Annotated in this window: 21 protein-coding genes, 1 tRNA gene and 1 pseudogene; 13 read left to right on the forward strand and 10 right to left on the reverse strand. The window is 69.0% G+C overall.

The genetic code is table 11. The annotated features are described in order from the left end of the window. Positions 1 to 304: 304 nt before the first annotated feature. The 4 genes from QE412_RS03085 to QE412_RS03100 are packed head-to-tail and all read right to left on the reverse strand — an operon-like array spanning position 305 to position 1,765. Positions 305 to 619, reverse strand: a complete 315-nt coding sequence (locus QE412_RS03085) for a hypothetical protein (RefSeq protein WP_307480005.1) — start codon at positions 617 to 619, stop codon at positions 305 to 307. Further along, positions 616 to 1,047, reverse strand: coding sequence for a hypothetical protein (locus QE412_RS03090; protein ID WP_307480008.1), 432 nt, complete (start codon positions 1,045 to 1,047; stop codon positions 616 to 618). Before QE412_RS03090 ends, QE412_RS03085 begins: the two co-directional genes overlap by 4 nt. Before the next feature lie 14 nt (positions 1,048 to 1,061). After that, positions 1,062 to 1,361 carry a WXG100 family type VII secretion target gene (locus tag QE412_RS03095; protein WP_307480011.1) on the reverse strand — a complete coding sequence of 100 codons (300 nt, stop codon included), beginning with the start codon at positions 1,359 to 1,361 and terminating at the stop codon, positions 1,062 to 1,064. Then, the gene (locus tag QE412_RS03100; RefSeq protein WP_307480014.1) at positions 1,358 to 1,765 is read right to left on the reverse strand and encodes a YbaB/EbfC family nucleoid-associated protein; all 408 of its coding nucleotides are present in this window, start codon (positions 1,763 to 1,765) and stop codon (positions 1,358 to 1,360) included. Before QE412_RS03100 ends, QE412_RS03095 begins: the two co-directional genes overlap by 4 nt. Before the next feature lie 303 nt (positions 1,766 to 2,068). Between QE412_RS03100 and QE412_RS03105 the strand changes: the two are divergent. Next, positions 2,069 to 4,616: pseudogene (locus QE412_RS03105) on the forward strand (Rne/Rng family ribonuclease). A 114-nt stretch (positions 4,617 to 4,730) separates the two neighbouring features. On the opposite strand, the gene QE412_RS03110 reads toward QE412_RS03105, so the two are convergent. Beyond that, positions 4,731 to 5,006 carry a DUF4031 domain-containing protein gene (locus tag QE412_RS03110; protein WP_307480019.1) on the reverse strand — a complete coding sequence of 92 codons (276 nt, stop codon included), beginning with the start codon at positions 5,004 to 5,006 and terminating at the stop codon, positions 4,731 to 4,733. Positions 5,007 to 5,219: 213 nt separating this feature from the next. Between QE412_RS03110 and rplU the strand changes: the two genes are divergently transcribed. The 9 genes from rplU (at position 5,220) to rsfS (ending at position 11,837) form a co-directional block, all read left to right on the forward strand. Then, positions 5,220 to 5,528, forward strand: coding sequence for a 50S ribosomal protein L21 (gene rplU, locus QE412_RS03115; RefSeq protein ID WP_076675829.1), 309 nt, complete (start codon positions 5,220 to 5,222; stop codon positions 5,526 to 5,528). Between the two features lie 18 nt (positions 5,529 to 5,546). After that, positions 5,547 to 5,804: a 50S ribosomal protein L27 gene (rpmA, locus tag QE412_RS03120; RefSeq protein WP_058596273.1), complete on the forward strand. Its 258-nt coding sequence runs from the start codon at positions 5,547 to 5,549 to the stop codon at positions 5,802 to 5,804. Positions 5,805 to 5,897: 93 nt separating this feature from the next. Next, on the forward strand, positions 5,898 to 7,442 hold the full coding sequence (gene obgE / locus QE412_RS03125) for a GTPase ObgE (RefSeq protein WP_307480025.1): 1,545 nt from the start codon (positions 5,898 to 5,900) through the stop codon (positions 7,440 to 7,442). Next, on the forward strand, positions 7,439 to 8,275 hold the full coding sequence (proB, locus tag QE412_RS03130; protein ID WP_307480028.1) for a glutamate 5-kinase: 837 nt from the start codon (positions 7,439 to 7,441) through the stop codon (positions 8,273 to 8,275). The genes obgE and proB overlap by 4 nt, the downstream gene beginning before the upstream one ends. A 4-nt stretch (positions 8,276 to 8,279) precedes the next feature. Then, positions 8,280 to 9,539 carry a glutamate-5-semialdehyde dehydrogenase gene (locus QE412_RS03135; protein WP_307480030.1) on the forward strand — a complete coding sequence of 420 codons (1,260 nt, stop codon included), beginning with the start codon at positions 8,280 to 8,282 and terminating at the stop codon, positions 9,537 to 9,539. A 49-nt stretch (positions 9,540 to 9,588) separates the two neighbouring features. Next, positions 9,589 to 9,813: a hypothetical protein gene (locus QE412_RS03140; RefSeq protein ID WP_307480032.1), complete on the forward strand. Its 225-nt coding sequence runs from the start codon at positions 9,589 to 9,591 to the stop codon at positions 9,811 to 9,813. A gap of 10 nt (positions 9,814 to 9,823) precedes the next feature. After that, positions 9,824 to 10,420 (forward strand): nicotinate-nucleotide adenylyltransferase, encoded by a 597-nt coding sequence (nadD, locus tag QE412_RS03145; protein ID WP_307480035.1) that lies wholly within the window; start codon positions 9,824 to 9,826, stop codon positions 10,418 to 10,420. Continuing rightward, positions 10,417 to 11,463 (forward strand): hypothetical protein, encoded by a 1,047-nt coding sequence (locus QE412_RS03150; protein WP_307480037.1) that lies wholly within the window; start codon positions 10,417 to 10,419, stop codon positions 11,461 to 11,463. The genes nadD and QE412_RS03150 overlap by 4 nt, the downstream gene beginning before the upstream one ends. After that, positions 11,460 to 11,837: a ribosome silencing factor gene (rsfS, locus tag QE412_RS03155; protein WP_307480040.1), complete on the forward strand. Its 378-nt coding sequence runs from the start codon at positions 11,460 to 11,462 to the stop codon at positions 11,835 to 11,837. Before QE412_RS03150 ends, rsfS begins: the two co-directional genes overlap by 4 nt. Positions 11,838 to 11,984: 147 nt before the next feature. Here the strand turns inward: rsfS and QE412_RS03160 are convergent. The 3 genes from QE412_RS03160 to QE412_RS03170 form a co-directional block, all read right to left on the reverse strand. Beyond that, positions 11,985 to 12,057, reverse strand: a tRNA-Ala gene (locus tag QE412_RS03160). 39 nt (positions 12,058 to 12,096) lie between these two features. After that, positions 12,097 to 13,005 carry a 3-methyladenine DNA glycosylase gene (locus QE412_RS03165; protein ID WP_307480042.1) on the reverse strand — a complete coding sequence of 303 codons (909 nt, stop codon included), beginning with the start codon at positions 13,003 to 13,005 and terminating at the stop codon, positions 12,097 to 12,099. Continuing rightward, positions 13,002 to 13,712 carry an SOS response-associated peptidase gene (locus tag QE412_RS03170; protein WP_307480046.1) on the reverse strand — a complete coding sequence of 237 codons (711 nt, stop codon included), beginning with the start codon at positions 13,710 to 13,712 and terminating at the stop codon, positions 13,002 to 13,004. Before QE412_RS03170 ends, QE412_RS03165 begins: the two co-directional genes overlap by 4 nt. Before the next feature lie 291 nt (positions 13,713 to 14,003). On the opposite strand from QE412_RS03170, the gene srmL reads away from it, so the two are divergent. Both srmL and QE412_RS03180 read left to right on the forward strand, forming a co-directional pair. Further along, positions 14,004 to 14,885 carry a PheS-related mystery ligase SrmL gene (srmL, locus tag QE412_RS03175; RefSeq protein WP_307487001.1) on the forward strand — a complete coding sequence of 294 codons (882 nt, stop codon included), beginning with the start codon at positions 14,004 to 14,006 and terminating at the stop codon, positions 14,883 to 14,885. Positions 14,886 to 15,188: 303 nt separating this feature from the next. Continuing rightward, positions 15,189 to 16,083, forward strand: a protein-coding gene (locus QE412_RS03180) for an IS5 family transposase (protein WP_307480048.1) whose coding sequence is annotated in 2 segments (ribosomal slippage) — positions 15,189 to 15,539 and positions 15,541 to 16,083 — 894 coding nt in all. Because the reading frame shifts where the segments join, the coding sequence is not laid out codon by codon here. Here the strand turns inward: QE412_RS03180 and QE412_RS03185 are convergent. Further along, positions 16,080 to 17,111 carry an App1 family protein gene (locus QE412_RS03185; RefSeq protein WP_307480050.1) on the reverse strand — a complete coding sequence of 344 codons (1,032 nt, stop codon included), beginning with the start codon at positions 17,109 to 17,111 and terminating at the stop codon, positions 16,080 to 16,082. The genes QE412_RS03180 and QE412_RS03185 overlap by 4 nt on opposite strands. Before the next feature lie 5 nt (positions 17,112 to 17,116). Continuing rightward, positions 17,117 to 17,797 carry a DedA family protein gene (locus QE412_RS03190; protein WP_307480053.1) on the reverse strand — a complete coding sequence of 227 codons (681 nt, stop codon included), beginning with the start codon at positions 17,795 to 17,797 and terminating at the stop codon, positions 17,117 to 17,119. A gap of 42 nt (positions 17,798 to 17,839) precedes the next feature. Between QE412_RS03190 and QE412_RS03195 the strand changes: the two genes are divergently transcribed. Next, complete coding sequence (locus QE412_RS03195) at positions 17,840 to 19,078, forward strand: anthranilate synthase component I family protein (RefSeq protein ID WP_307480055.1); 1,239 nt, start codon at positions 17,840 to 17,842, stop codon at positions 19,076 to 19,078. The last annotated feature ends 60 nt before the right edge of the window (positions 19,079 to 19,138 follow it).

Consider the following 19,138-nt stretch of genomic DNA (forward strand, 5'->3'; position numbering starts at 1 on the left):
TCGCGAAGGGCGCGAACCGTGCGTCCGTCGAGTTCGGCGAGAGACGATCGTGCCTGTTGGACGGTATCGGGGATACCCACCAGGGCTCGCGAGGCATCTTCCCATGCCGCCGCGACGGATGCCGTCGCGGCGGGGTCGCCGACCAGCTCGTCGAACCATTCGCGTAGAGGCTGCACGAACTGGAGAACGACGCCGGCAATGCCGGGAATCTGCGCGCAGTAGTCGCCACCGGGACCATTGGTGGGGAGCCCCCCGGCCCAGCTTCCTCCGGCGAGTTCTGCGCTGATGCCAGATGCCACGGTCATTAGTCGCTCCGGGAGAAAGCGTCGACGGCGTCCTGTTCAACGGTGGAGAAGCCCGTCGCGGCCTGATCGACCCCGCCCGCCACTCTCTCGGCGAGATCGCCCGCCGATGACAGTAGCTCGCGCGCTCGCCCCGCGAGCGCGTTGGCCGAAGGTACGACCAGACCTCGGCTCAAGAGCCCGAAGGCGTCCCCGGGGAGCTCGGCGCGGATGCCGTCTCCGGCCGTGCCGAAAGCCGACGACGCCTCTCGAACATGATTCGCCTGTTTCTGGAGGACGCCACCGTCGATCTCGATGTGCTGGTTCGCTGCGGTCATCGTCCGGATTCCTCCGCGATCTTCCTCGCTTCATCCATTGTGATGCTGGTTCCGTCGTACCCGGGGGTGGCGCCGAGACTGGTGAGCGCGGACGCGACATCAACGGACTCGTCCTCGGCGTCGCGGAAGGCCAGATCCAGATAGCTCATGCTCATGGACCGACCGTTCAGTGCGACGCCGATGACGTCACGCACAAACTCTGGCGTGGCTTCAGTGCTTTCGTTCGGAGGGAGTTGAACCGTTCCCCCGATCGACAGAGTCTCCGTGAAGCCGCTCAGGCTGACCCCCGCCCACGCGTCGGTGATCCCCAAGTCCGCCGCTTCCAATACGGCAGGAATCTCCGTCTTGTACGAATCATCGTGGAAGGGCATCTGGCTACAGCCGGAGGCGACGCTCGCGGCGAGGGCGATGCCGAACAGGGCGGCCACGCGAGCACGCCGGATCACGCCGTCGCCCCCAGTCCACGAGCTCCCGCGAGGTCGGCCTCGCTGTACGCGGTGGCGAGGTCCTCGAGGGCACCGCTCAATCGAGCCAGCAGGGCGGTTCGATTGACCAACCGTTCGCCGAACTGCGCCTGAGCACGCGCGTAGGCCTGCTGAGCCTCACCGCTCCACTGGGTGCTGAGGGTCGCTGCCTCGCGCGTGAGATTCTCGAGAAGCGCGTCGATCTGCGCGCCAGCCGCCTTGACGTTCTCCGCTGTCGTCGACAGGCGGAGTGGCGTGACTTCGAGGTGCTCGATCATCGGCCCACCGTTCCCGTGGTCGGGCCCGCGTACTCATCGTCGATCCGATGACGGGTCGATGCGACCAGCGGCGACGAATCACCCAGGCTCTCCGCCATGCGCCGAAGCGCGGCATCGGCGGCATCCCGCTGTGTCTCGCGCACCGTCTCGGTCACGATGCGCGAGAGCGTCGCCGCGTCGAGATCCAAGGCTCTCGGCGAGATGTCGATGCGGTCCACGCGACCGCTCGCGTTCGCCGAGACGCGCACTTCACGACCGACCGACGTCCGTGTCGCTGTCGCGGTGCGTACCTCGTCGGCCATGCGCGAAGCATCGTGCGCGAGCACTCGCGCCTGCGCAGTCTGGGCTTGCACGCGTGCGCGCGCCTGCCCCAGAGCGGTGAGCGAGTCGTCAGACAAGGTCATGGGGCCCCCTTCGCCGGAATCTCGACCCTAGCGATCTCGGTCGCGCCCACGGAAGTGCCTGTGGATAACGGGGCTCGCGCTCGACGTCGTGAGCGTTCGTCCCGGTCCGTGCGATAATGAAGGCTGATGTGACCGCGGCCGCGCCGCAGGAACATCACCAGAAGACTTCGGGCGATGACCGCCCTTCGCAGCACGAGCCGCAGGCCTGCTGCAGACCGAGTGAGTTCGCGGCCCCGCCGGGTGCGGCGCCGCATGAGATTTCGTCGGGCGACGCGCGGTGTCGCCCGCCAGGGAGTACCCCGCATGGCCGATGTGACAGACGAACAGAGCACCTCTGACGAGGCGGCGAACACCGCCCCCGAGACGCGGATTCCCGCCGAGAACGCCGTGCAGGCCGCCGACGTGGCCGACGCCCCCGGGGCCGACGAGGACGAAGAAGCGGTTCAGGACGCCGAAGAGGCGGCCGCCGAAGACAGCGGTGAGCCCGCGGTCCTCGACGACACGGCCGACGCTCCCGCGGAGGCGGCTTCCGCAGCGGCCGATGTGAACGGTGCGGGCGACGCCCCCGAAGCGGCTCCCACCGCCGAGCCCGTGGCATCGCCCTTCTCTTCCGACGACACCGTGACGGCGTCCGCCGCCACCGCTGAGTCGGCGGAGACCGGTGTCACGCCGGCGCCTGCCCAGCCCGAGAAGCCCGCTCGCCCCACGGCGGTGTCGCTGGGTCTGCTGCCCGAGAACTTCGTTTCGGCGGTCTCGACCGCTCTGCACTTCTACGCGCCCGAGTTGCCCCCGCTGCCGGCGCGCGAAGACTTCTTCGACCGTGACGAGCGCGACGACGACGATGCTCCGAACGAGCGCGGCTCGGCGAACGCCCGTCGGCGCAACCGCCGCCGCGGGAGCACCGCAAGTGGATCGGACGACGCGGGAGAGGCGCCGACGCCGCCCGCGCGTCAGCGTGCCGTCGAGCTCATCACCGAACCGCAGCGCATCAAGGGCTCCACCCGCCTCGAGGCGAAGAAGCAGCGCCGTCGCGACGGTCGCGAAGCGGGCCGACGTCGTCCCGTCGTGACGGAGGCCGAGTTCCTCGCCCGGCGTGAGGCGGTCGATCGCGTCATGGTCGTGCGCTCGAAGGCGGGCCGCATCCAGATCGCGGTGCTCGAAGACAACGTGCTGGTCGAGCACTACGTCGCCCGCAACCAGGACGCGTCGCTGATCGGCAACGTGTACCTCGGTCGTGTGCAGAACGTGCTGCCCAGCATGGAGGCGGCCTTCGTCGACATCGGTCGCGGCCGTAACGCCGTGCTGTACTCCGGCGAGGTCGACTGGGACGGCGTCGAGACGAACAACCAGCCGCGCCGCATCGAGCTCGCCCTCAAGTCGGGCGACCGCGTGCTCGTCCAGGTGACGAAAGACCCGGTGGGTCACAAGGGTGCGCGTCTGACGAGCCAGATCTCGCTGCCGGGCCGTTACCTCGTGTACGTGCCCAACGGCACGATGAACGGCATCTCGCGCAAGCTCCCCGACACCGAGCGTGCGCGTCTGAAGAAGATCCTGAAAGAGGTGCTGCCCGAGTCGTCGGGCGTCATCGTGCGCACCGCCGCCGAGGGCGCCACCGAGGAGCAGCTGACCCTCGACGTGCAGCGCCTCACCTCGCAGTGGGAGCACGTCTCCAGCCAGGTCAAGACGATCCAGGCTCCCGCCCTCCTGCACTCCGAGCCCGACCTGCTGGTGAAGATCGTGCGCGACGTCTTCAACGAGGACTTCACGCGCATGCTCATCCAGGGTGACGAGGCGCTGCAGACGATCTCCACCTACCTCAAGGGTGTCGCGCCCGACCTCGCTCGAGCGCGTCGAGAAGTACGAGGGCGATCAAGACCCCTTCGACGCGTTCCGTGTCACCGAGCAGATCGAGAAGGCGCTCGACCGCAAGGTGTGGCTGCCCTCCGGTGGCTCGCTCGTCATCGACCGCACCGAGGCGATGACCGTGGTCGACGTCAACACCGGCAAGTTCGTGGGTTCCGGCGGCAACCTCGAAGAGACCGTCACGAAGAACAACCTCGAGGCGGCCGAGGAGATCGTGCGTCAGCTGCGGCTGCGCGACATCGGCGGCATCATCGTGGTCGACTTCATCGACATGGTGCTCGAGTCCAACCGCGACCTCGTGCTGCGTCGGCTCATCGAGTGCCTCAGCCGTGACCGCACGAAGCACCAGGTCGCCGAGGTCACCTCGCTGGGTCTGGTGCAGATGACTCGCAAGAAGCTGGGCCTCGGTCTGCTGGAAACCTTCAGCGAGGCGTGCGAGGTGTGCGCCGGCCGTGGTGTCATCGTGCACCACGATCCGGTCGTCAAACACCGCTCGACCGGCATCGGCAACGGTTCCAGCGGCGGCAACGGCGGTTCTTCCAACCGTCGGGGCCGCGGCGGCAACGCCGCCTCGAACGGCAACGGCGCGAACGGCAATGGCGGGGGAGCGGGTAACACCACGCCCTCGACCCCGAACGGAGGCACGCACGTGATCACCGAGGGCGTCAAGTCGGCGCTGGCGCAGATCGCGGCATCCACCGTGAAGCCCACCATCGACGATCCGGCCGTCATCGAAGCCGCCGTGGTGGCCTCGGTCGAGGCCGTCGTCGAGGCGAAGGCCGAGACGCCGGCGCCCGTGCGCGAGAAGCGTCCGCGCAAGAAGCGCGAGCCGCGTGCCCCCCGCACCGAGAAGGACGCGCTGCTCGAGTCGGTGCTCGAAGCCCTCCCCGAGCCCAAGGCCCCCGGCCAGGGACGCTCCCGTCGTCGCGTGACCACGGCGGCGTTGACCGGTACCCCGGTGAACGCCCAGCCGTCTTCAGAGGGCTGAGCACCGCGGCATCCCTCCGACGGGTCGGGTCAGGTCGGCGAGCTCCGCTGCGCCGGCAGGAACCGACCCGTCGTGCGTCTGCCCCGCGGTCGCGCGGCAGCACCGTGCCCGGCCTCAGCTGCGAGGGTGCCGTTCGCGAGCGGTGATGCGCAGGCCCGAGGCCCGCAGACGCCGCACCAGTTCCTTGCCCCCGACGTGTTCGGCGCCGGCGGCCACGAGGTCGGCGTGACGCTCGTCGGGCACGTCGTAGTGGTCGAGATCGAATGCGCGCCGGGGGATTCCGGCTGCGGCGGCGAAGGCGTGCAGTTCGGCGAGATCGCTGTCGCTGACCAGATGCGCCCACAGTCGGCCGTGAGCGGGCCATTGCGGGTCGTCGATGAGAATGGCCATCCGGTGATCCTACGGCCGACACGCGGAGCGAATGTTTTTGCCGGATGCGCAGGCGTGGGCTAAACTTGCTCTTTGGTGCGTCGTGTCCGCCCTTCCGGCGCGTGACCCCGCGAGCTTCGGCCCGCCGGATCGCACCGAGACTTGGGTCGTCAGACCCTCCCGACGTCATCAGACAACCGGAGCCCCGCGCTCCCGAACGAAAACAGGTGTGAAGTGGTTTACGCAGTTGTGCGCGCCGGCGGCCGCCAGGAGAAGGTCCAGGTCGGCACGGTCGTCGTGCTCGACCGCCAGAAGGCGAAGGTCGGCGAGAGCATCCAGCTGCCCGCCGTTCTGTTCGTCGACGGCGACGCGGTCACGACCGACGCCGACAAGCTCGCGAAGGTCTCGGTCACGGCCGAGGTGCTCGGCGAGGAGCGCGGTCCGAAGATCGTGATCCAGAAGTTCAAGAACAAGACCGGCTACAAGAAGCGCCAGGGCCACCGCCAGGACCTCACGCGCGTCAAGATCACCGGCATCAAGTAAGAGCCAGGAGACGCAGAGATGGCACACAAAAAGGGCGCAAGCTCCACCCGCAACGGTCGTGACTCCAACGCACAGCGCCTCGGCGTGAAGCGCTTCGGTGGTCAGGCCGTCAACGCCGGCGAGATCCTCGTCCGCCAGCGCGGCACGCACTTCCACCCCGGCGCCAACGTCGGCCGTGGTGGCGACGACACGCTGTTCGCCCTCGCCGCCGGTGCGGTCGAGTTCGGCAACAAGGGCGGCCGCAAGGTCGTCAACATCGTCGCCGCAGCGGAGTAATCCACAGCGCTCAGCGCTTCGGAGGGGGTGGGCACTGCCCGCCCCCTCTTCTTTTCTGTCCGGCCCGTGCCGGCCCGTCCCGAAAGGACTCTCATGGTCACCTTCGTCGACCGCGTCACCCTGCACCTGCGTGCGGGCAAGGGCGGCAACGGCTGCGTCTCGGTGCGCCGCGAGAAGTTCAAGCCCCTGGCGGGCCCCGACGGCGGCAACGGCGGCAGCGGCGGCGACGTCGTGCTCGTCGCCGACCCGCAGGTGACCACGCTGCTGTCGTACCACCACTCGCCGCACCGTTCGGCGGGCAACGGCGGCTTCGGCATGGGAGACCACCGTTCGGGTGCCCTGGGCGAGGACCTGGAGCTTCCCGTTCCGATCGGCACCGTGGTGAAAGACCCCGACGGTACGGTGCTCGTAGACATGCTCACCCCCGGGATGCGCTTCGTTGCTGCCCCGGGTGGGCTCGGCGGCCTCGGTAACGCCTCCCTCGCCTCGCCCAAGCGCAAGGCGCCCGGGTTCGCGCTGCTGGGAACTCCCGGCTGGGAGGGCGATGTCGTCCTCGAGCTGAAGACCGTCGCCGACGTGGCGCTCGTGGGCTTTCCTTCGGCGGGCAAGTCGAGCCTCATCGCGGCCGTATCCGCGGCGCGGCCGAAGATCGCCGACTATCCCTTCACGACCCTGCACCCCAACCTCGGTGTCGTACAGTCGGGCGACGTGCGCTTCACCATCGCCGACGTGCCCGGCCTCATCGAGGGAGCGAGCGAGGGCAAGGGGCTCGGTCTGGAGTTCCTGCGACACGTCGAGCGCTGCACCGCCCTCGTGCACGTTCTCGACTGCGCCACGCTCGACCCGGGCCGTGACCCGCTGAGCGATCTCGACGTCATCCTCGCCGAGTTGGGCGCCTACCCGGTGCCGGAGGGGCAGACGCCCCTGCTCGAGCGCCCGCAGATCATCGCTCTGAACAAGATCGACGTCCCCGAGGCCCGGGAGCTCGCTGATTTCGTGCGCCCCGATCTCGAAGCGCGTGGCTTCCGCGTGTTCGAGATCTCCACGGTCAGCCGCGCGGGCCTGCGCGAGCTCACTTTCGCCTTGGCCGACATCGTCGAGCAGCATCGCATCGCGACGATCGACGACGCGCCGTCCGAGCGCATCGTCATCCGGCCGCAGGGCTCGAAGAAGGACTTCGAGATCAAGGTCGAGGGAGGCACGTACGGCCCGGTGTACCGCATCCTCGGCGACAAGCCCGTCAAATGGGTCCAGCAGACCGACTTCCAGAACGAAGAAGCGGTGGGCTACCTCGCCGATCGTCTCGCGCGTCTGGGCGTCGAAGACGGCCTGTTCCGCGCCGGTGCAGTCGCCGGTGCGACCGTGGTGATCGGCCCCGGCGACGGCATCGTCTTCGACTGGGAGCCCACGCTCACATCCGCCGCCGAGCTCATGACCGCGCCCCGGGGTACCGACCCCCGACTGGTTCAGAACCCTCGTCGTACTTCGTCCGAGCGCCGTGAGCGTTACCACGAGCGCATGGATGCCAAGGCGGAGGCCCGTGCCGAGCTCGAGACCGAGCGCCGCGCCGCGCGCGCCGCCGGCATCAGCCCCGACGGGGACTCGACGGTGCTCTTCGACGAGGACGACGCCCGATGACGGCGAACGTTCGCGCCGACATCCCCGGCGCCGCCCGCGTCGTGGTCAAGGTCGGCTCGTCGTCGATCAGCGGCGACGGCGCACACCGTATCGACACCATCGTCGACGCTCTCTCGCGTGCGCACGGCGCCGGTACCGAGGTGGTGCTCGTGTCGTCGGGCGCGATCGCAACGGCGCTGCCCCTGCTCGACCTCGGCGGACGACCCAACGATCTCGCGACGCAGCAGGCGGCCGCCGCGGTCGGTCAGAACGTGCTCATGTGGCGTTATCAGACCTCTCTCGACCGGTTCGGCCTGCTCGCCGGCCAGGTGCTGCTCACCGCGGGCGACCTCGAGAACGCCACGCACCGTTCCAACGCACGGCGCGCCATGGAGCGGCTGTTGGGTCTCGGCATCCTGCCCATCGTGAACGAGAACGACACGGTGGCGACCCACGAGATCCGCTTCGGCGACAACGACCGTCTCGCCGCCCTGGTCGCCCAGCTCATCGGCGCCGACGCCCTCGTGCTGCTCAGCGACATCGAGTGCCTCTACACGCTCCCGCCCAGCGACCCCGGCGCACGCCCGATCACCGACGTGGCCTGGGGCGATGACCTGTCGGCGTTCGAGTTCGGCGCGGGCGTCGTCAACGGCGTGGGCACCGGGGGAGCGGCCACCAAGGCCTCGGCGGCGAAGCTGGCCTCGACCGCTGGAGTCGGCGTGCTCGTCACGAGTGCCGATCTCGTGGCATCCGCCCTCGCGGGTGAGTCGATCGGTACCTGGTTCGCTCCGAACCCCGACCCCGTCACCCTCGCGACCGGTCCCGTGGGCGCCGTGGGCGCGCGGGTACACTGAGCCCATGACCACGATCGCCGCCTCCGTCGACGAGCGCCTGCGTCTGGCCAAAGACGCCGCGCGTGAGATCGGCTTGCTGGATGCCGAGAGCAAGACCTCTCTGCTGAACGCCGTCGCCGATGCCCTCGAAGCTGCGTCCGATGTCATCGTCGCGGCCAATGCCGACGATCTCGAGCGGGGGCGCGCCACCGACATCGGCGATGCTCTGCTCGACCGCCTGCGTCTCGACGAGTCGCGTGTCGCCGCTCTCGCGGCGGCGGTGCGTGCCGTCGCGGTCCTGCCCGATCCCGTCGGTCGCGTGCTCGATCGGCGCACCCTCGCGAACGGTCTCGAGCTGACCAAGGTGGCGGTGCCGTTCGGTGTCGTCGGGTCGATCTACGAGGCCCGTCCGAATGTCACGGTCGACATCGCCGCGCTCGCCCTGCGCTCCGGAAACGCCGTCGTGCTGCGTGGCGGTACCGCCGCGCAGAGCTCGAATGCCGCCCTGGTGACCGTCATGCGTGACGCCCTGCAGGCGCAGGGCGTCACGCCCGAGGCCGTGCAGAGCGTCGACGACTTCGGTCGCGACGGGGCACGGGCTCTCATGAACGCCCGCGGTCTCGTCGACGTGCTGGTCCCGCGGGGCAGTGCCTCGCTCATCGAGACGGTCGTCACGCAGTCCACCGTGCCCGTCATCGAGACAGGCGCGGGCGTCGTGCACATCTATCTCGACGCCAGCGCCCGCGACGACTGGGCGCGCGACATCGTTCTCAACGCCAAGACGCAGCGTCCCAGTGTCTGCAACGCCGTCGAGACGGTGCTCGTGCATCGAGCCGCCGCCGACCGGCTGCTGCCGGAACTGCTGGCATCGCTGGTCGATGCCGGCGTCACCGTGCACGGCGACGAGACCGTCGTGGCGCACGATTCCCGCGCGATCGCGGCGACCGACGACGACTGGGCACGCGAGTACCTCAGCCTCGACCTCGCCGTGCGGGTCGTCGACGACCTCGACGAGGCGCTGGCGCACATCCGCCGCTACTCGACGCACCACACCGAGTCGATCATCACCGCCGACCAGGCGGCAGCCGATCGCTTCCTCGCCGAAGTCGACTCGGCGGTCGTCATGGTGAACGCCTCCACGCGTTTCACCGACGGTGGCGAGTTCGGCTTCGGTGCCGAGGTCGGCATCTCGACGCAGAAACTGCACGCCCGCGGACCCATGGGACTCGCCGAGCTGACGAGCACCAAGTGGCTCGGGCGCGGCGACGGCCAGGTGCGCGCCTGACCGCCTAAAATGGCTGTGCGCCTCGCGCAGAGCACTGATCGGAGCATTGATGACTTTCGTCACACTTCTGGCCCACGCCGCAGAAGAAGGCGCCCACCACGGCGGCAACGTGCAGGCGCAGACCTTCTGGTTCGGTGCCGTCGCATTCGTCGTCTTCGTGGCGCTGAGTCTGGTCACGCTGTCGTACCGCAACGTCGCCAACCGTCACGCGCACAAGGCAGAGGCGTACACGCAGAAGCACGGCACGCCCACCCCCGAGGCGCACGGCCACTGAGGCCACCTGTATGTCGGTGACGCGCGCCCCTCGTATCGGGGTCATGGGTGGGACGTTCGATCCGATCCATCACGGTCACCTGGTCGCGGCCTCCGAGGTGGCGCAATCGTTCGACCTCGACGAGGTCGTCTTCGTTCCCACGGGCCGTCCGTGGCAGAAAGACGACGTCACCGAGAGTGAGCACCGTTACCTCATGACGGTGATCGCAACGGCATCCAATCCGCAATTCGCGGTCAGCCGCGTCGACATCGACCGCGCGGGACCGACCTATACGATCGACACTCTGCGCGACCTCCAGCAGCAGCGGCCGGGGGCGGAGTTGTTCTTCATCACCGGCGCCGACGCCGTGGCTCAGATCCTCGGGTGGCGCGATCACGACGAGCTGTGGGACCTGGCCCACTTCGTCGCTGTCTCGCGCCCCGGGCACGTCCTGACGACCGAAGGGCTGCCCACCGACACTGTGAGCCAATTGGAGATCCCGGCGCTGGCGATCTCGTCCACCGACTGCCGCGCGCGTGTGCGCAGAGGACACCCCGTGTGGTACCTCGTGCCCGACGGCGTCGTGCAGTACATCGCGAAGCACCACCTTTACCGGAGCAAGGCATGAGCACTCCCGAGAACACCGAGAACCCGCCGCTGACACGTCGTCAGCTCCGCGAGCTCCGCCAGACCGGCGCGACGCCCATCATCACGCCCGAGACGGATGCCGCGCCGCCGGCGCCGACGCCCGAGCCGGAGCCGGAGCACGACACTGCCTCGCCCGCACCGGTAACCGCTGCGGAAGAGGCCGCGACCGTCGAGGGCGACGCGGCGCCGGCACCGTCCACGCCGACAGAGGCGCCGTCGCCGGTTTCGCGGCCCTCGGCGTTCGAGCCTGCGTTCGGTGACCACGGCTCAGAGCTGGGCGTCTCGGGTCTCACGCGTCGACAGGTACGTGCGCAGGAGAAGATCCGCACGGCTGCCGTCCCCGTCATCAGCCCCGACCTCGAGCCGGCCCTGCCCGGACAGAGCGCGCCCTTCGCGCCGTTGCCCGAGGCTGATCCGAGCCTGCCGGCGATCTTCCGACCCGCCGCCCCCGCCGCCCTCGACGCCCCCGACGTTCCCGAGATCGCAGGCGTTCCCGCCGCCGACGAGGTGCCGGGGCCGTCGGTGGTCAATCCGGCACTCGGGTCCGAGCTGCTCGACGGGGCGAAGCCCGATGTGACCCTGCCCGCCTCGTTCGACCAACTCATCTCGCGGACCGCATCGGCCAGCGGGGCCGTCTCGACGCCGAATGCGCTGATCCTCTCGCAGACGCCGACGGGCGTTCCGCTCGTGGGACCGGTCACCGCGACCGGCGAGATCATGATCACCGGCACGTTCGAGCTCCCCGAGGGCCTCGGTTCGATCGGGCACGCACGCGGGACGACCGACGGCCGTGATGCCGACGCCGTCCTGCTCGACGGCGAGCTGCCGCCCGCCTCGTCGCCCACGCCGATCGCGGCCAGCGCCGCCATCAGCACCGTCAAACAGCCGGGCGAGATCATTCGCCCCCCGGCGCCCGAGAAGGGGAGCAAGCTCCTCATCGGCCTCATCATCACGACCGGTGCTCTCGCACTGGCGGTGGCCGTCACCCTCGTGCTCGCCTTCACGACAGGAGTCTTCCGATGACCGCCACAGCCAATGGCCGTGAGATGGCGCAGATCGCCGCCCTCGCTGCCGACGCGAAGAGCGGTGACGACATCGTCGCCCTCGACGTCTCCGATCCGCTTCCGCTGGTCGACGTGTTCCTGCTCGTCACCGGCCGCAACGAGCGCAACGTCGCCGCCATCGCCGACGAGGTCGAAGAGAAGCTCCTCGAAGCGGGCCACAAGCGACTGCGCCGTGAGGGGCGCCAGGAGTCCCGCTGGGTGCTGCTGGACTTCGGCGATCTGGTCGTGCACGTCTTCCACGAGGAGGAGCGGGTCTACTACGGCCTGGAGCGTCTGTGGAAGGACTGCCCCGTCATTCCGCTCGAGCTGCCGACGCCGGCGACCGCCGACTGAGCGTCTGACGATTCACGCCCGCTGCCGATCTCGGCGGCGGGCGTTTCGTTTCGGGAAGGTCATCGCGCAACGCCCGTTCCGTCGTGGACGCCGTCCTCGCGGGAAACAAGAAAACCCCCGCCGAGGCGGGGGCTTTCTTCATTTGTGTGGACCTGAGGGGACTCGAACCCCTGACCCCCTGCATGCCATGCAGGTGCGCTACCAGCTGCGCCACAGGCCCATTCTTGTTTTCCGCCCCGTTCGAGGCAACTCCATGAGTTTACAACACAGAAGTCGGGCGCAAGAAATCGGCGCCGCCGGGCGTGTCGTCGGAGGGTGTCACGGCGGCGAGAACAGCGCGCCGCAGGGCCTGTCCGCGTTCGCTCAGCGCGCGCTGACGGGAGACGTACTCGGCCTTGCCCGCGGGCGTCTCGACAGCCACCGGCCGGTAACCCCAAGCGCTGAGATCGTACGGAGAAGCCTCCATGTCGAGCGTGCGGATGTCACGGGCCAGGACGAACGCGTCGAGCAGTAGCGGACCCGGGACGAGCGGGCCGAGCTTCACGGCCCACTTGTACACGTCCATCCCGGCGTGCAGGCATCCGGGCTGCTCGTGGTCGACCTGTGCGTCGCGCGAGAGTGACTCGCGATTGCGCGGGACAGCGTCTGGCGTGAAGAACCGGAACGCGTCGAAGTGCGTGCACTTCAGGTCGTGGGCGTCGACCACGGCATCGGTGCCCGCCCGTCCAAGGCGTAGCGGAACCGCGTGCCGCACCTCGTCGGCCCGGTAGACCATCGCCCATTCGTGCAGGCCGAAGCAGCCGAACTGTGCCGGCCTGTCCTGCGTCGCCCGCAGCAGGTTGACGATTCCGCGGTACAGCGATCCGCGCTCGGCACGGAAGGCATCGGCATCCACGATTATCCCGTTACCGGCGTGCCGGTACCAGCGCCATCCGGCTCGTTCGTCGGCGTCGGCGAGCGCGACGCCCGTGCCCGGATGCCACCGTCGCAGCACGGCCGGCTTGTAGGAGTAATAGCTGAAGAGAAAATCCTCGACCGGGTGCTTCTCGGCGCGACGCGCTCGCTCCCGGTGGTCGGCGGTGAGAGCATCGGCCCGCGCGGCGTGCTGATCGGCGAGGGCGGTCCACTCGGTTCTGTCGAGCGTCGCAGCGTCGAGCAGGACGCTCATTCGACCGGCTCGATCAGGGCGGACGAGTCGTTGCGCACGTTGCCCACAGCCGGCGACACCACGTGATCGTCGAGTGTGTCGGCGACATCGGGGGCGGCGTCGATCGCGGCGTCGAGCACATCGCCGACGTTCTCGGTGGTCGGATCGAGCCAGGCGTCGGCGAAGTCGGGGTCCATGAACAGCGGCATACGGTCGTGGATCGAGCCGAGTCGACCGATCGCATCGCGCGTGAGGATCGTGCAACTCAGCACCCACCGGGCGGGATCGTCGTCAGCGTGCGCGGGGTCTTTCCACCACTCGTACAGGCCGGCGAAGAACAGCGGCGAGCCGTCGGTGGGGTGGATGTAGTGCGGAGTCTTGCCCGCCTCGGTCGTCTTCCACTCGTAGTAGCCGGATGCCGGGATGACCGCGCGCCGCTTGATGAGGGCGTTGCGGAACATCGGTTTGTCTTCGACCTCTTCGGAGCGCGCGTTGAAAGCGCGCGCGCCGACCTTGACGTCTTTCGCCCACCCGGGAACGAGGCCCCAGCGGGCGGCCTCGAGTCGGCGCACGGGTGGCTCGGTCTTCACCGAATCGAGCACGATCGCCACCCGTGAGGTTGGTGCGATGTTGTACGACGGTGCCGGTAGCTCATCGGCCGCGACGTCGACGCGCAGCACCCCCACGAGCTCGGATGCCACATTGGCCACGACGAATCGACCGCACATGCCTCCACCGTACGCGCCACCTCCGACATCGGGTCGTGGCATCCGAGAACGAGCTGTTGTCGGTCTGGAGGTTGTTCGCGCTCCTCGTGGGCGGTCCGTTGCACAGGTAGCCTGAGTCGTGCTTTGGCAGCAGCGATTTCGGAGCCCCCGGCCTGTTTATGGCCGCGGGGCCGTCGACGCGCGCTCGTAGCGCAAGAAGTCTCCGCAGGTACGGCCGGGGGGAGTTCTCTCCTCAGCCAACCTGCAACCGGTTCGGAGACCTCCTCACGTCGCACACCGACTATCTGACTTCTGCCCAGCTCTGCCGCGCGCTACACCTGCGCGACCTCACGGACCCCGCTCAGGGCGCGCACGCCACCTGCTGCTCTCGAGGCCTACGCGGGATGTAGCGAGGTCGATGAACTGATCGTGGCCCCGGGTCACGTGTACCGGCGTGACGCCGTCGATCGCAGCCACGTGGGCGAGCCGCACCAGGTGGATCTCTGGCGCATCCGCAGTACACCGAACACGGGCGACGAGGAGATGCTCGGGATGATCGGCCGCTTGGTCGACGCTGTACTTCCGGGAGCGCAGTGGAAGACGACCGACGTCACGCACCCCTACACCGTGGGCGGCCGGCAGATCGACGTCCTGCACGAGGGCGAATGGCTCGAGCTCGCCGAGTGCGGGCGGATCCATCCCGCAGTGCTGCGCGGTTCAGGGCTCGACCCCGATCAGTGGTCGGGGCTCGCCCTCGGCATGGGGCTGGAGCGGGCCCTGATGCTTCGAAAAGGCATCCCCGACATCCGCTGCCTTCGGGTAGAAGACCCACCCATCGCCACGCAGATGCTGACATTGGAGCCATGGCAGCACGTCTCGCTGCTGCCGATGGCACGGCGCGACATCTCGGTGGTCCTGAGCGCAGAGGAGGATGAGGAGACCCTCGGCGACCGTATCCCCACCGCCCTCGGCGACGACGCCGACGTCATCGAGTCCGTCGACGTCTCGGTCGCACGACGCACGAGGATCCGCCCGAGGCAGCGCGCGTCCGGCTCGGCACACAGAGCGGTCAGGTCAATCTCCTGCTGCGGATCGTGCTCCGCCCCATCGACCGCACCCTCACCTCGGACCAGGCCAACGCACTACGCAACGCCATATACCGGGCAGTCCACGAAGGACCGGTGCAGGAACTGATCTGATCGTCATGACTTCACGTCTGCACGCCAACGCGCCCCTCTCGCCCGAAGGACGCCGCCGATTGATCGAACGCTGCCAGAGCCGGCCGATTTCTGTACGCCCGCACCGGGAACGCAGAGACCGAGCACGCGAGCGCCCTCGAGTTCTGGAACCAGCACGACAACGACCGGCGGCCGCATGGCGCGTACGACGGACAACCACCCGCATCCGGGTCGCCATCACGCGTCAACAACGTCCTGGCCTCATACACCTAGGGCGTGTCTGACAAAGATTGGTGGGTTGGGCTGAGAGGGTGGGGTCGTGTCGCGGTTCCAGTTGCTCTCTGATGCTCAGTGGTCGTTGATTGAGTCGATGTTGCCGAAGCCGACGGGGCGTCCGGGGCGGAGGTTCTCGGATGCGAGGTCGATGCTGGAGGGCATCATCTACCGGTATCGGTGCGGTATCGCGTGGCGTGATCTGCCGGAGGTGTTCGGGCCATGGCAGACGGTGTGGACCTGGCATCACCGCCTCGCCGCTGACGGGACGTGGGATGTGATCGTGTCCACACTGATCGCGCAGGCCGACGCCGAAGGATTGGTGGACTGGTCGGTGTCGGTGGATTCCACGATTGCCAGGGCGCATCAGCACGCGACGAACACGACCCGCCCCATAGGGGGCTGGATCGAATTACACGAATCCGGCCGTCGAGCCGCCTGATCACGGCATCGGCCGCTCCCGGGGTGGCTTGTCGACGAAGATCCATCAGCTCGTCGACGGCAACGGGCTCCCGCTCGTCACCGTGATCACGCCTGGGCAGGCTGGTGATTCGCCGATGCTGATCCCGATGCTGGAACAGCTGCGCGTGGCTCGACCGGTCGGACGGCCCCGCACACGTCCGGATGCCGTCCGAGGCGACAAGGCCTACTCGTCCCGCGCGATCCGAGCGCACCTGCGCGGCCGGGGAATCAAGGCCGTGATCCCGGAACCGCGCGACCAGCAAGGACACCGCAAACGCCGTGGATCACGCGGAGGCAGGCCCGTCGGGCTCGACGCCGACGACTACCGCAACCGCAACGTCATCGAGCGGCGGTTCTGCCACACCAAGCAATGGCGAGGCCTCGCCACCCGCTACGACAAGTTGGCGGTCATGTTCCGCGCCGCCGTCCTCATCCACGCCACCATCACCTGGACCAAGACATTGTCAGACACGCCCTAGCCGTCGCGCGAGATGACGCCGACGTCCTGCAGGCGCTCGAGCAGGCCCGCGCCGTCCGACGCGGTGACCCACGGCACCTCCGCCGCCGAGTGGTCGTCGACGACGGTGCGGCCACCGGCCAGCACGGCTTCGGCGGGGAGCAGACGGCGGATCGCGACCGCGGCCACGCTCTGCGGATGCTCGATGGCGAAACCCGTGTAGATCGCATCGTCGTGCTGGCCGTCGTCTCCGACCAGCAGCCACTTCACGTGCGGGAATTCACGAGCGATGCGGCGGAGATTCTGCTCCTTGTGATCGCGACCGCTGCGGAACCACCGGTCGTGCGTGGGGCCCCAGTCGGTGAGCAGAAACGACCCCGCGGGAAACAGGTGCCGGCGCATGAACCGAGTGAGGGTCGGGGCGACGTTCCACGCGCCGGTCGAGAGGTAGATGACCGGCGTGCCCGGGTGCTCCCGCGACAGCCGCTCGAGCATGACGGCCATACCGGGCACGGGCTGGCGCGCGTGCTCGTCGACGACGAAGGAGTTCCAGGCCGCCAGCAGCGGGCGGGGGAGAGCCGTGACCATCACGGTGTCGTCGATGTCGCTGACGACGCCGAAGTGCACGTCCGAGCCGACGATGAACACGCGCGTCTCGGTGGGCTCGCTGCCCTCGACCGACATCGTGACGGTCTGCCATCCCGGCGGCAACGACGCCGGGAGGGTCGCGTCGATCACTCCGCCGCGATCCGCGGACACCTCGTGCGTGACACCGTCGATCACGACGTTCACCCGCGCTGAGCCGACGGGCACCGCCGCGAAGCTTCGCCACCCGCGCAGGCTCGCGAATTCACCCGTAGACGTGCGCTTGAGGGGCGGAGCGATCAGGACCCGGCCGAGGACGCGGACCCAGTCCTGCGTGCCGTACCCCGGGAAGCCGGTCACGGCGGGACGAAGCCCGCGCGCACGGGCTCGCCGCTCACGCCACCGATGGAAGCGGCGCTCCAGTCGGGCGAACCAGAGCACTTTGGCACGAGGAGAGCGAGACATCGCGCTCAGTCTTTCACGTCGCCGTCCGCCGTTTCGGGGGGCTGGACCTCGTCGGCCAGGTGACGTCTCTCGGCACGTTCGATCACCTTCTTGCCCACGAAGACGAGCACGAGGAAGGCCACGAGGACCGCGACGAAGACGTACCCGGCGTAATGCAGTCGGTCGGCGAGCTCGCGATAGGTACCCGCGGCGGAGGCCGCCACCGACACGTAGAGACCGGCCCAGATCACGCACGCGGGCGTCGTCCACGCCAGGAAACGCCGATAGGGGTACTCGCTCATGCCGACCGTGAGCGGCACCAACGAGTGCAGCACCGGCAGGAAACGCGAGAGGAAGATCGCGATTCCCCCGCGCCGCCGCAGATAGCGCTCTGCGCGTTCCCAGTTGCGGTCACCGAGCTTCTGGCCGAGGCGCGAGGCGCGGATGCGCGGACCGAAGAACCGGCCGAGCCAGAAGCCGAGACTCTCGCCGATCAGTGCCCCGACGACGATGGCGGCGGCGAGCACGATGCCTTCGAGCGGGGAGGCCACGGCGGTACCGGCCACGATGACCATCGTGTCGCCCGGAACGACGAGACCGACCAGCACGCTCGTCTCGAGCATCACCGCGACCCCCGCGAGGATCGTGCGCAGCACCGGGTCGACGTTCTGGACGACGTCGAGCAGCCACGTGAGGATCTCGTTCACCTCCGTCAGCCTAAAGGCGTCGGCCACGCCTAGCCTGGGAGCGTGCCGCACTCCGCCACCCCGTTCGCGTTGCCCGCGTGGGTCGACCCCGAAGCGGTCTTCGTGCACCTGTTCGCCGACGCTCCCCACGCGTTCTGGCTCGACGCGGGCGTCGACGCGCGCGAGGGATGGAGCTGGATGGGAACGGGCGAGCCCGACACCTCGTCCGCGCCCATGGACCAGCACGCCGCCGGGAGTGGCGGCTCTCGGGAACCGGCGGGAGCATTCCGGGGAGGATGGGTCGGCTGGCGCAGCTACGAGGGGGAGCCCGCGTGGCTGCGGGTGCGCGATTTTCTGGCCTTCGATCACGCCGCCCGTCGCGTCTGGGTCCACGGCGACCCCACGCTGGCCACACGAGCGGTGGCCGCCCCCGCCGCCCCCGCGGTCCCACCGGCGCAGCACCGGGGCACGGCATCCGGTCGTGTGCCGCCGGCACGCTATGCGCAGCTGGTCGAAGCCTGTCGCGAGCGCATCCGCGAGGGCGACGCGTATCAGCTGTGCCTCACCACGCGTTTCACCGTTTCCGGGAACGTGCGCGCCGTCGACGTCTTCCGCCGCCTGCGCCGCTCTTCGGGATCCCACCATGCCGGGCTGATCCGCCTCGGCGCGACGACGCTCGTGAGCGCCTCGCCCGAGCGGTTCCTCGAGGTGCGGGACGGGAGCGTCCACACGCACCCCATCAAGGGCACGCGTCCGCGCTCCGCCGACCCCGCGCGCGACGCCGCCCTCGCCGAGGAGCTGCGGACGGATGCCAAGGAGCGCGCCGAGAACGTCATGATCGTCGACCTGATGCGCAACGACCTGTCGCGGGTCTGCGCGCCGTCGAGCGTCGGCGTCGACCGCCTGCTCGAGGTCGAGACCTATCCACACGTGCATCAGCTCGTCAGCGAGGTGTCGGGCAGGCTGCTGCCACGCACCACCCTCGGCGCGCTGCTGGCGGCGACCTTCCCGGCCGGCAGCATGACGGGTGCGCCCAAGGAATCCGCAATGCAGATCCTCGCCCGGCTCGAGGGTGCCGACCGCGGCATTTACTCCGGAACGTTCGGCTGGATCGGCGACGACGGCGCCGCCGACCTCGCGATGGTCATCCGCAGCATCGTCGTGGAGCAGGATGCCGCCTGGGTCGGCGCCGGTGGGGGGATCACGTGGCGTTCGGTCGCGGCATCCGAAGTCGCCGAGGTGGGAATCAAGGCGCGCGCACCGCTCGCCGCCCTCGGCGCCGAGGTGCCGCCGGGGTGGTAGAGGGTCGGGTCCGATAACCTGGACGTTGGCCCTCGGGCCTCCCGACCTCATGATTGGCTT

The organism is Microbacterium trichothecenolyticum (assembly GCF_030818955.1).
Classification (GTDB): domain Bacteria; phylum Actinomycetota; class Actinomycetes; order Actinomycetales; family Microbacteriaceae; genus Microbacterium; species Microbacterium trichothecenolyticum_B.

Excerpts from the sequence above, each read along its gene's own strand:
- QE412_RS03165 (WP_307480042.1), bottom strand. The coding sequence starts at position 13,005 with ATGAGCGTCCTGCTCGACGCTGCGACGCTCGACAGAACCGAGTGGACC.
- proB (WP_307480028.1), top strand. The coding sequence starts at position 7,439 with ATGACGGCGAACGTTCGCGCCGACATCCCCGGCGCCGCCCGCGTCGTG.
- QE412_RS03150 (WP_307480037.1), top strand. The coding sequence starts at position 10,417 with ATGAGCACTCCCGAGAACACCGAGAACCCGCCGCTGACACGTCGTCAG.
- QE412_RS03100 (WP_307480014.1), bottom strand. The coding sequence starts at position 1,765 with ATGACCTTGTCTGACGACTCGCTCACCGCTCTGGGGCAGGCGCGCGCA.
- rpmA (WP_058596273.1), top strand. The coding sequence starts at position 5,547 with ATGGCACACAAAAAGGGCGCAAGCTCCACCCGCAACGGTCGTGACTCC.
- QE412_RS03185 (WP_307480050.1), bottom strand. The coding sequence starts at position 17,111 with ATGTCTCGCTCTCCTCGTGCCAAAGTGCTCTGGTTCGCCCGACTGGAG.
- nadD (WP_307480035.1), top strand. The coding sequence starts at position 9,824 with ATGTCGGTGACGCGCGCCCCTCGTATCGGGGTCATGGGTGGGACGTTC.
- QE412_RS03110 (WP_307480019.1), bottom strand. The coding sequence starts at position 5,006 with ATGGCCATTCTCATCGACGACCCGCAATGGCCCGCTCACGGCCGACTG.
- QE412_RS03085 (WP_307480005.1), bottom strand. The coding sequence starts at position 619 with ATGACCGCAGCGAACCAGCACATCGAGATCGACGGTGGCGTCCTCCAG.
- QE412_RS03135 (WP_307480030.1), top strand. The coding sequence starts at position 8,280 with ATGACCACGATCGCCGCCTCCGTCGACGAGCGCCTGCGTCTGGCCAAA.
- obgE (WP_307480025.1), top strand. The coding sequence starts at position 5,898 with ATGGTCACCTTCGTCGACCGCGTCACCCTGCACCTGCGTGCGGGCAAG.
- QE412_RS03170 (WP_307480046.1), bottom strand. The coding sequence starts at position 13,712 with ATGTGCGGTCGATTCGTCGTGGCCAATGTGGCATCCGAGCTCGTGGGG.
- QE412_RS03140 (WP_307480032.1), top strand. The coding sequence starts at position 9,589 with ATGACTTTCGTCACACTTCTGGCCCACGCCGCAGAAGAAGGCGCCCAC.
- rsfS (WP_307480040.1), top strand. The coding sequence starts at position 11,460 with ATGACCGCCACAGCCAATGGCCGTGAGATGGCGCAGATCGCCGCCCTC.
- QE412_RS03095 (WP_307480011.1), bottom strand. The coding sequence starts at position 1,361 with ATGATCGAGCACCTCGAAGTCACGCCACTCCGCCTGTCGACGACAGCG.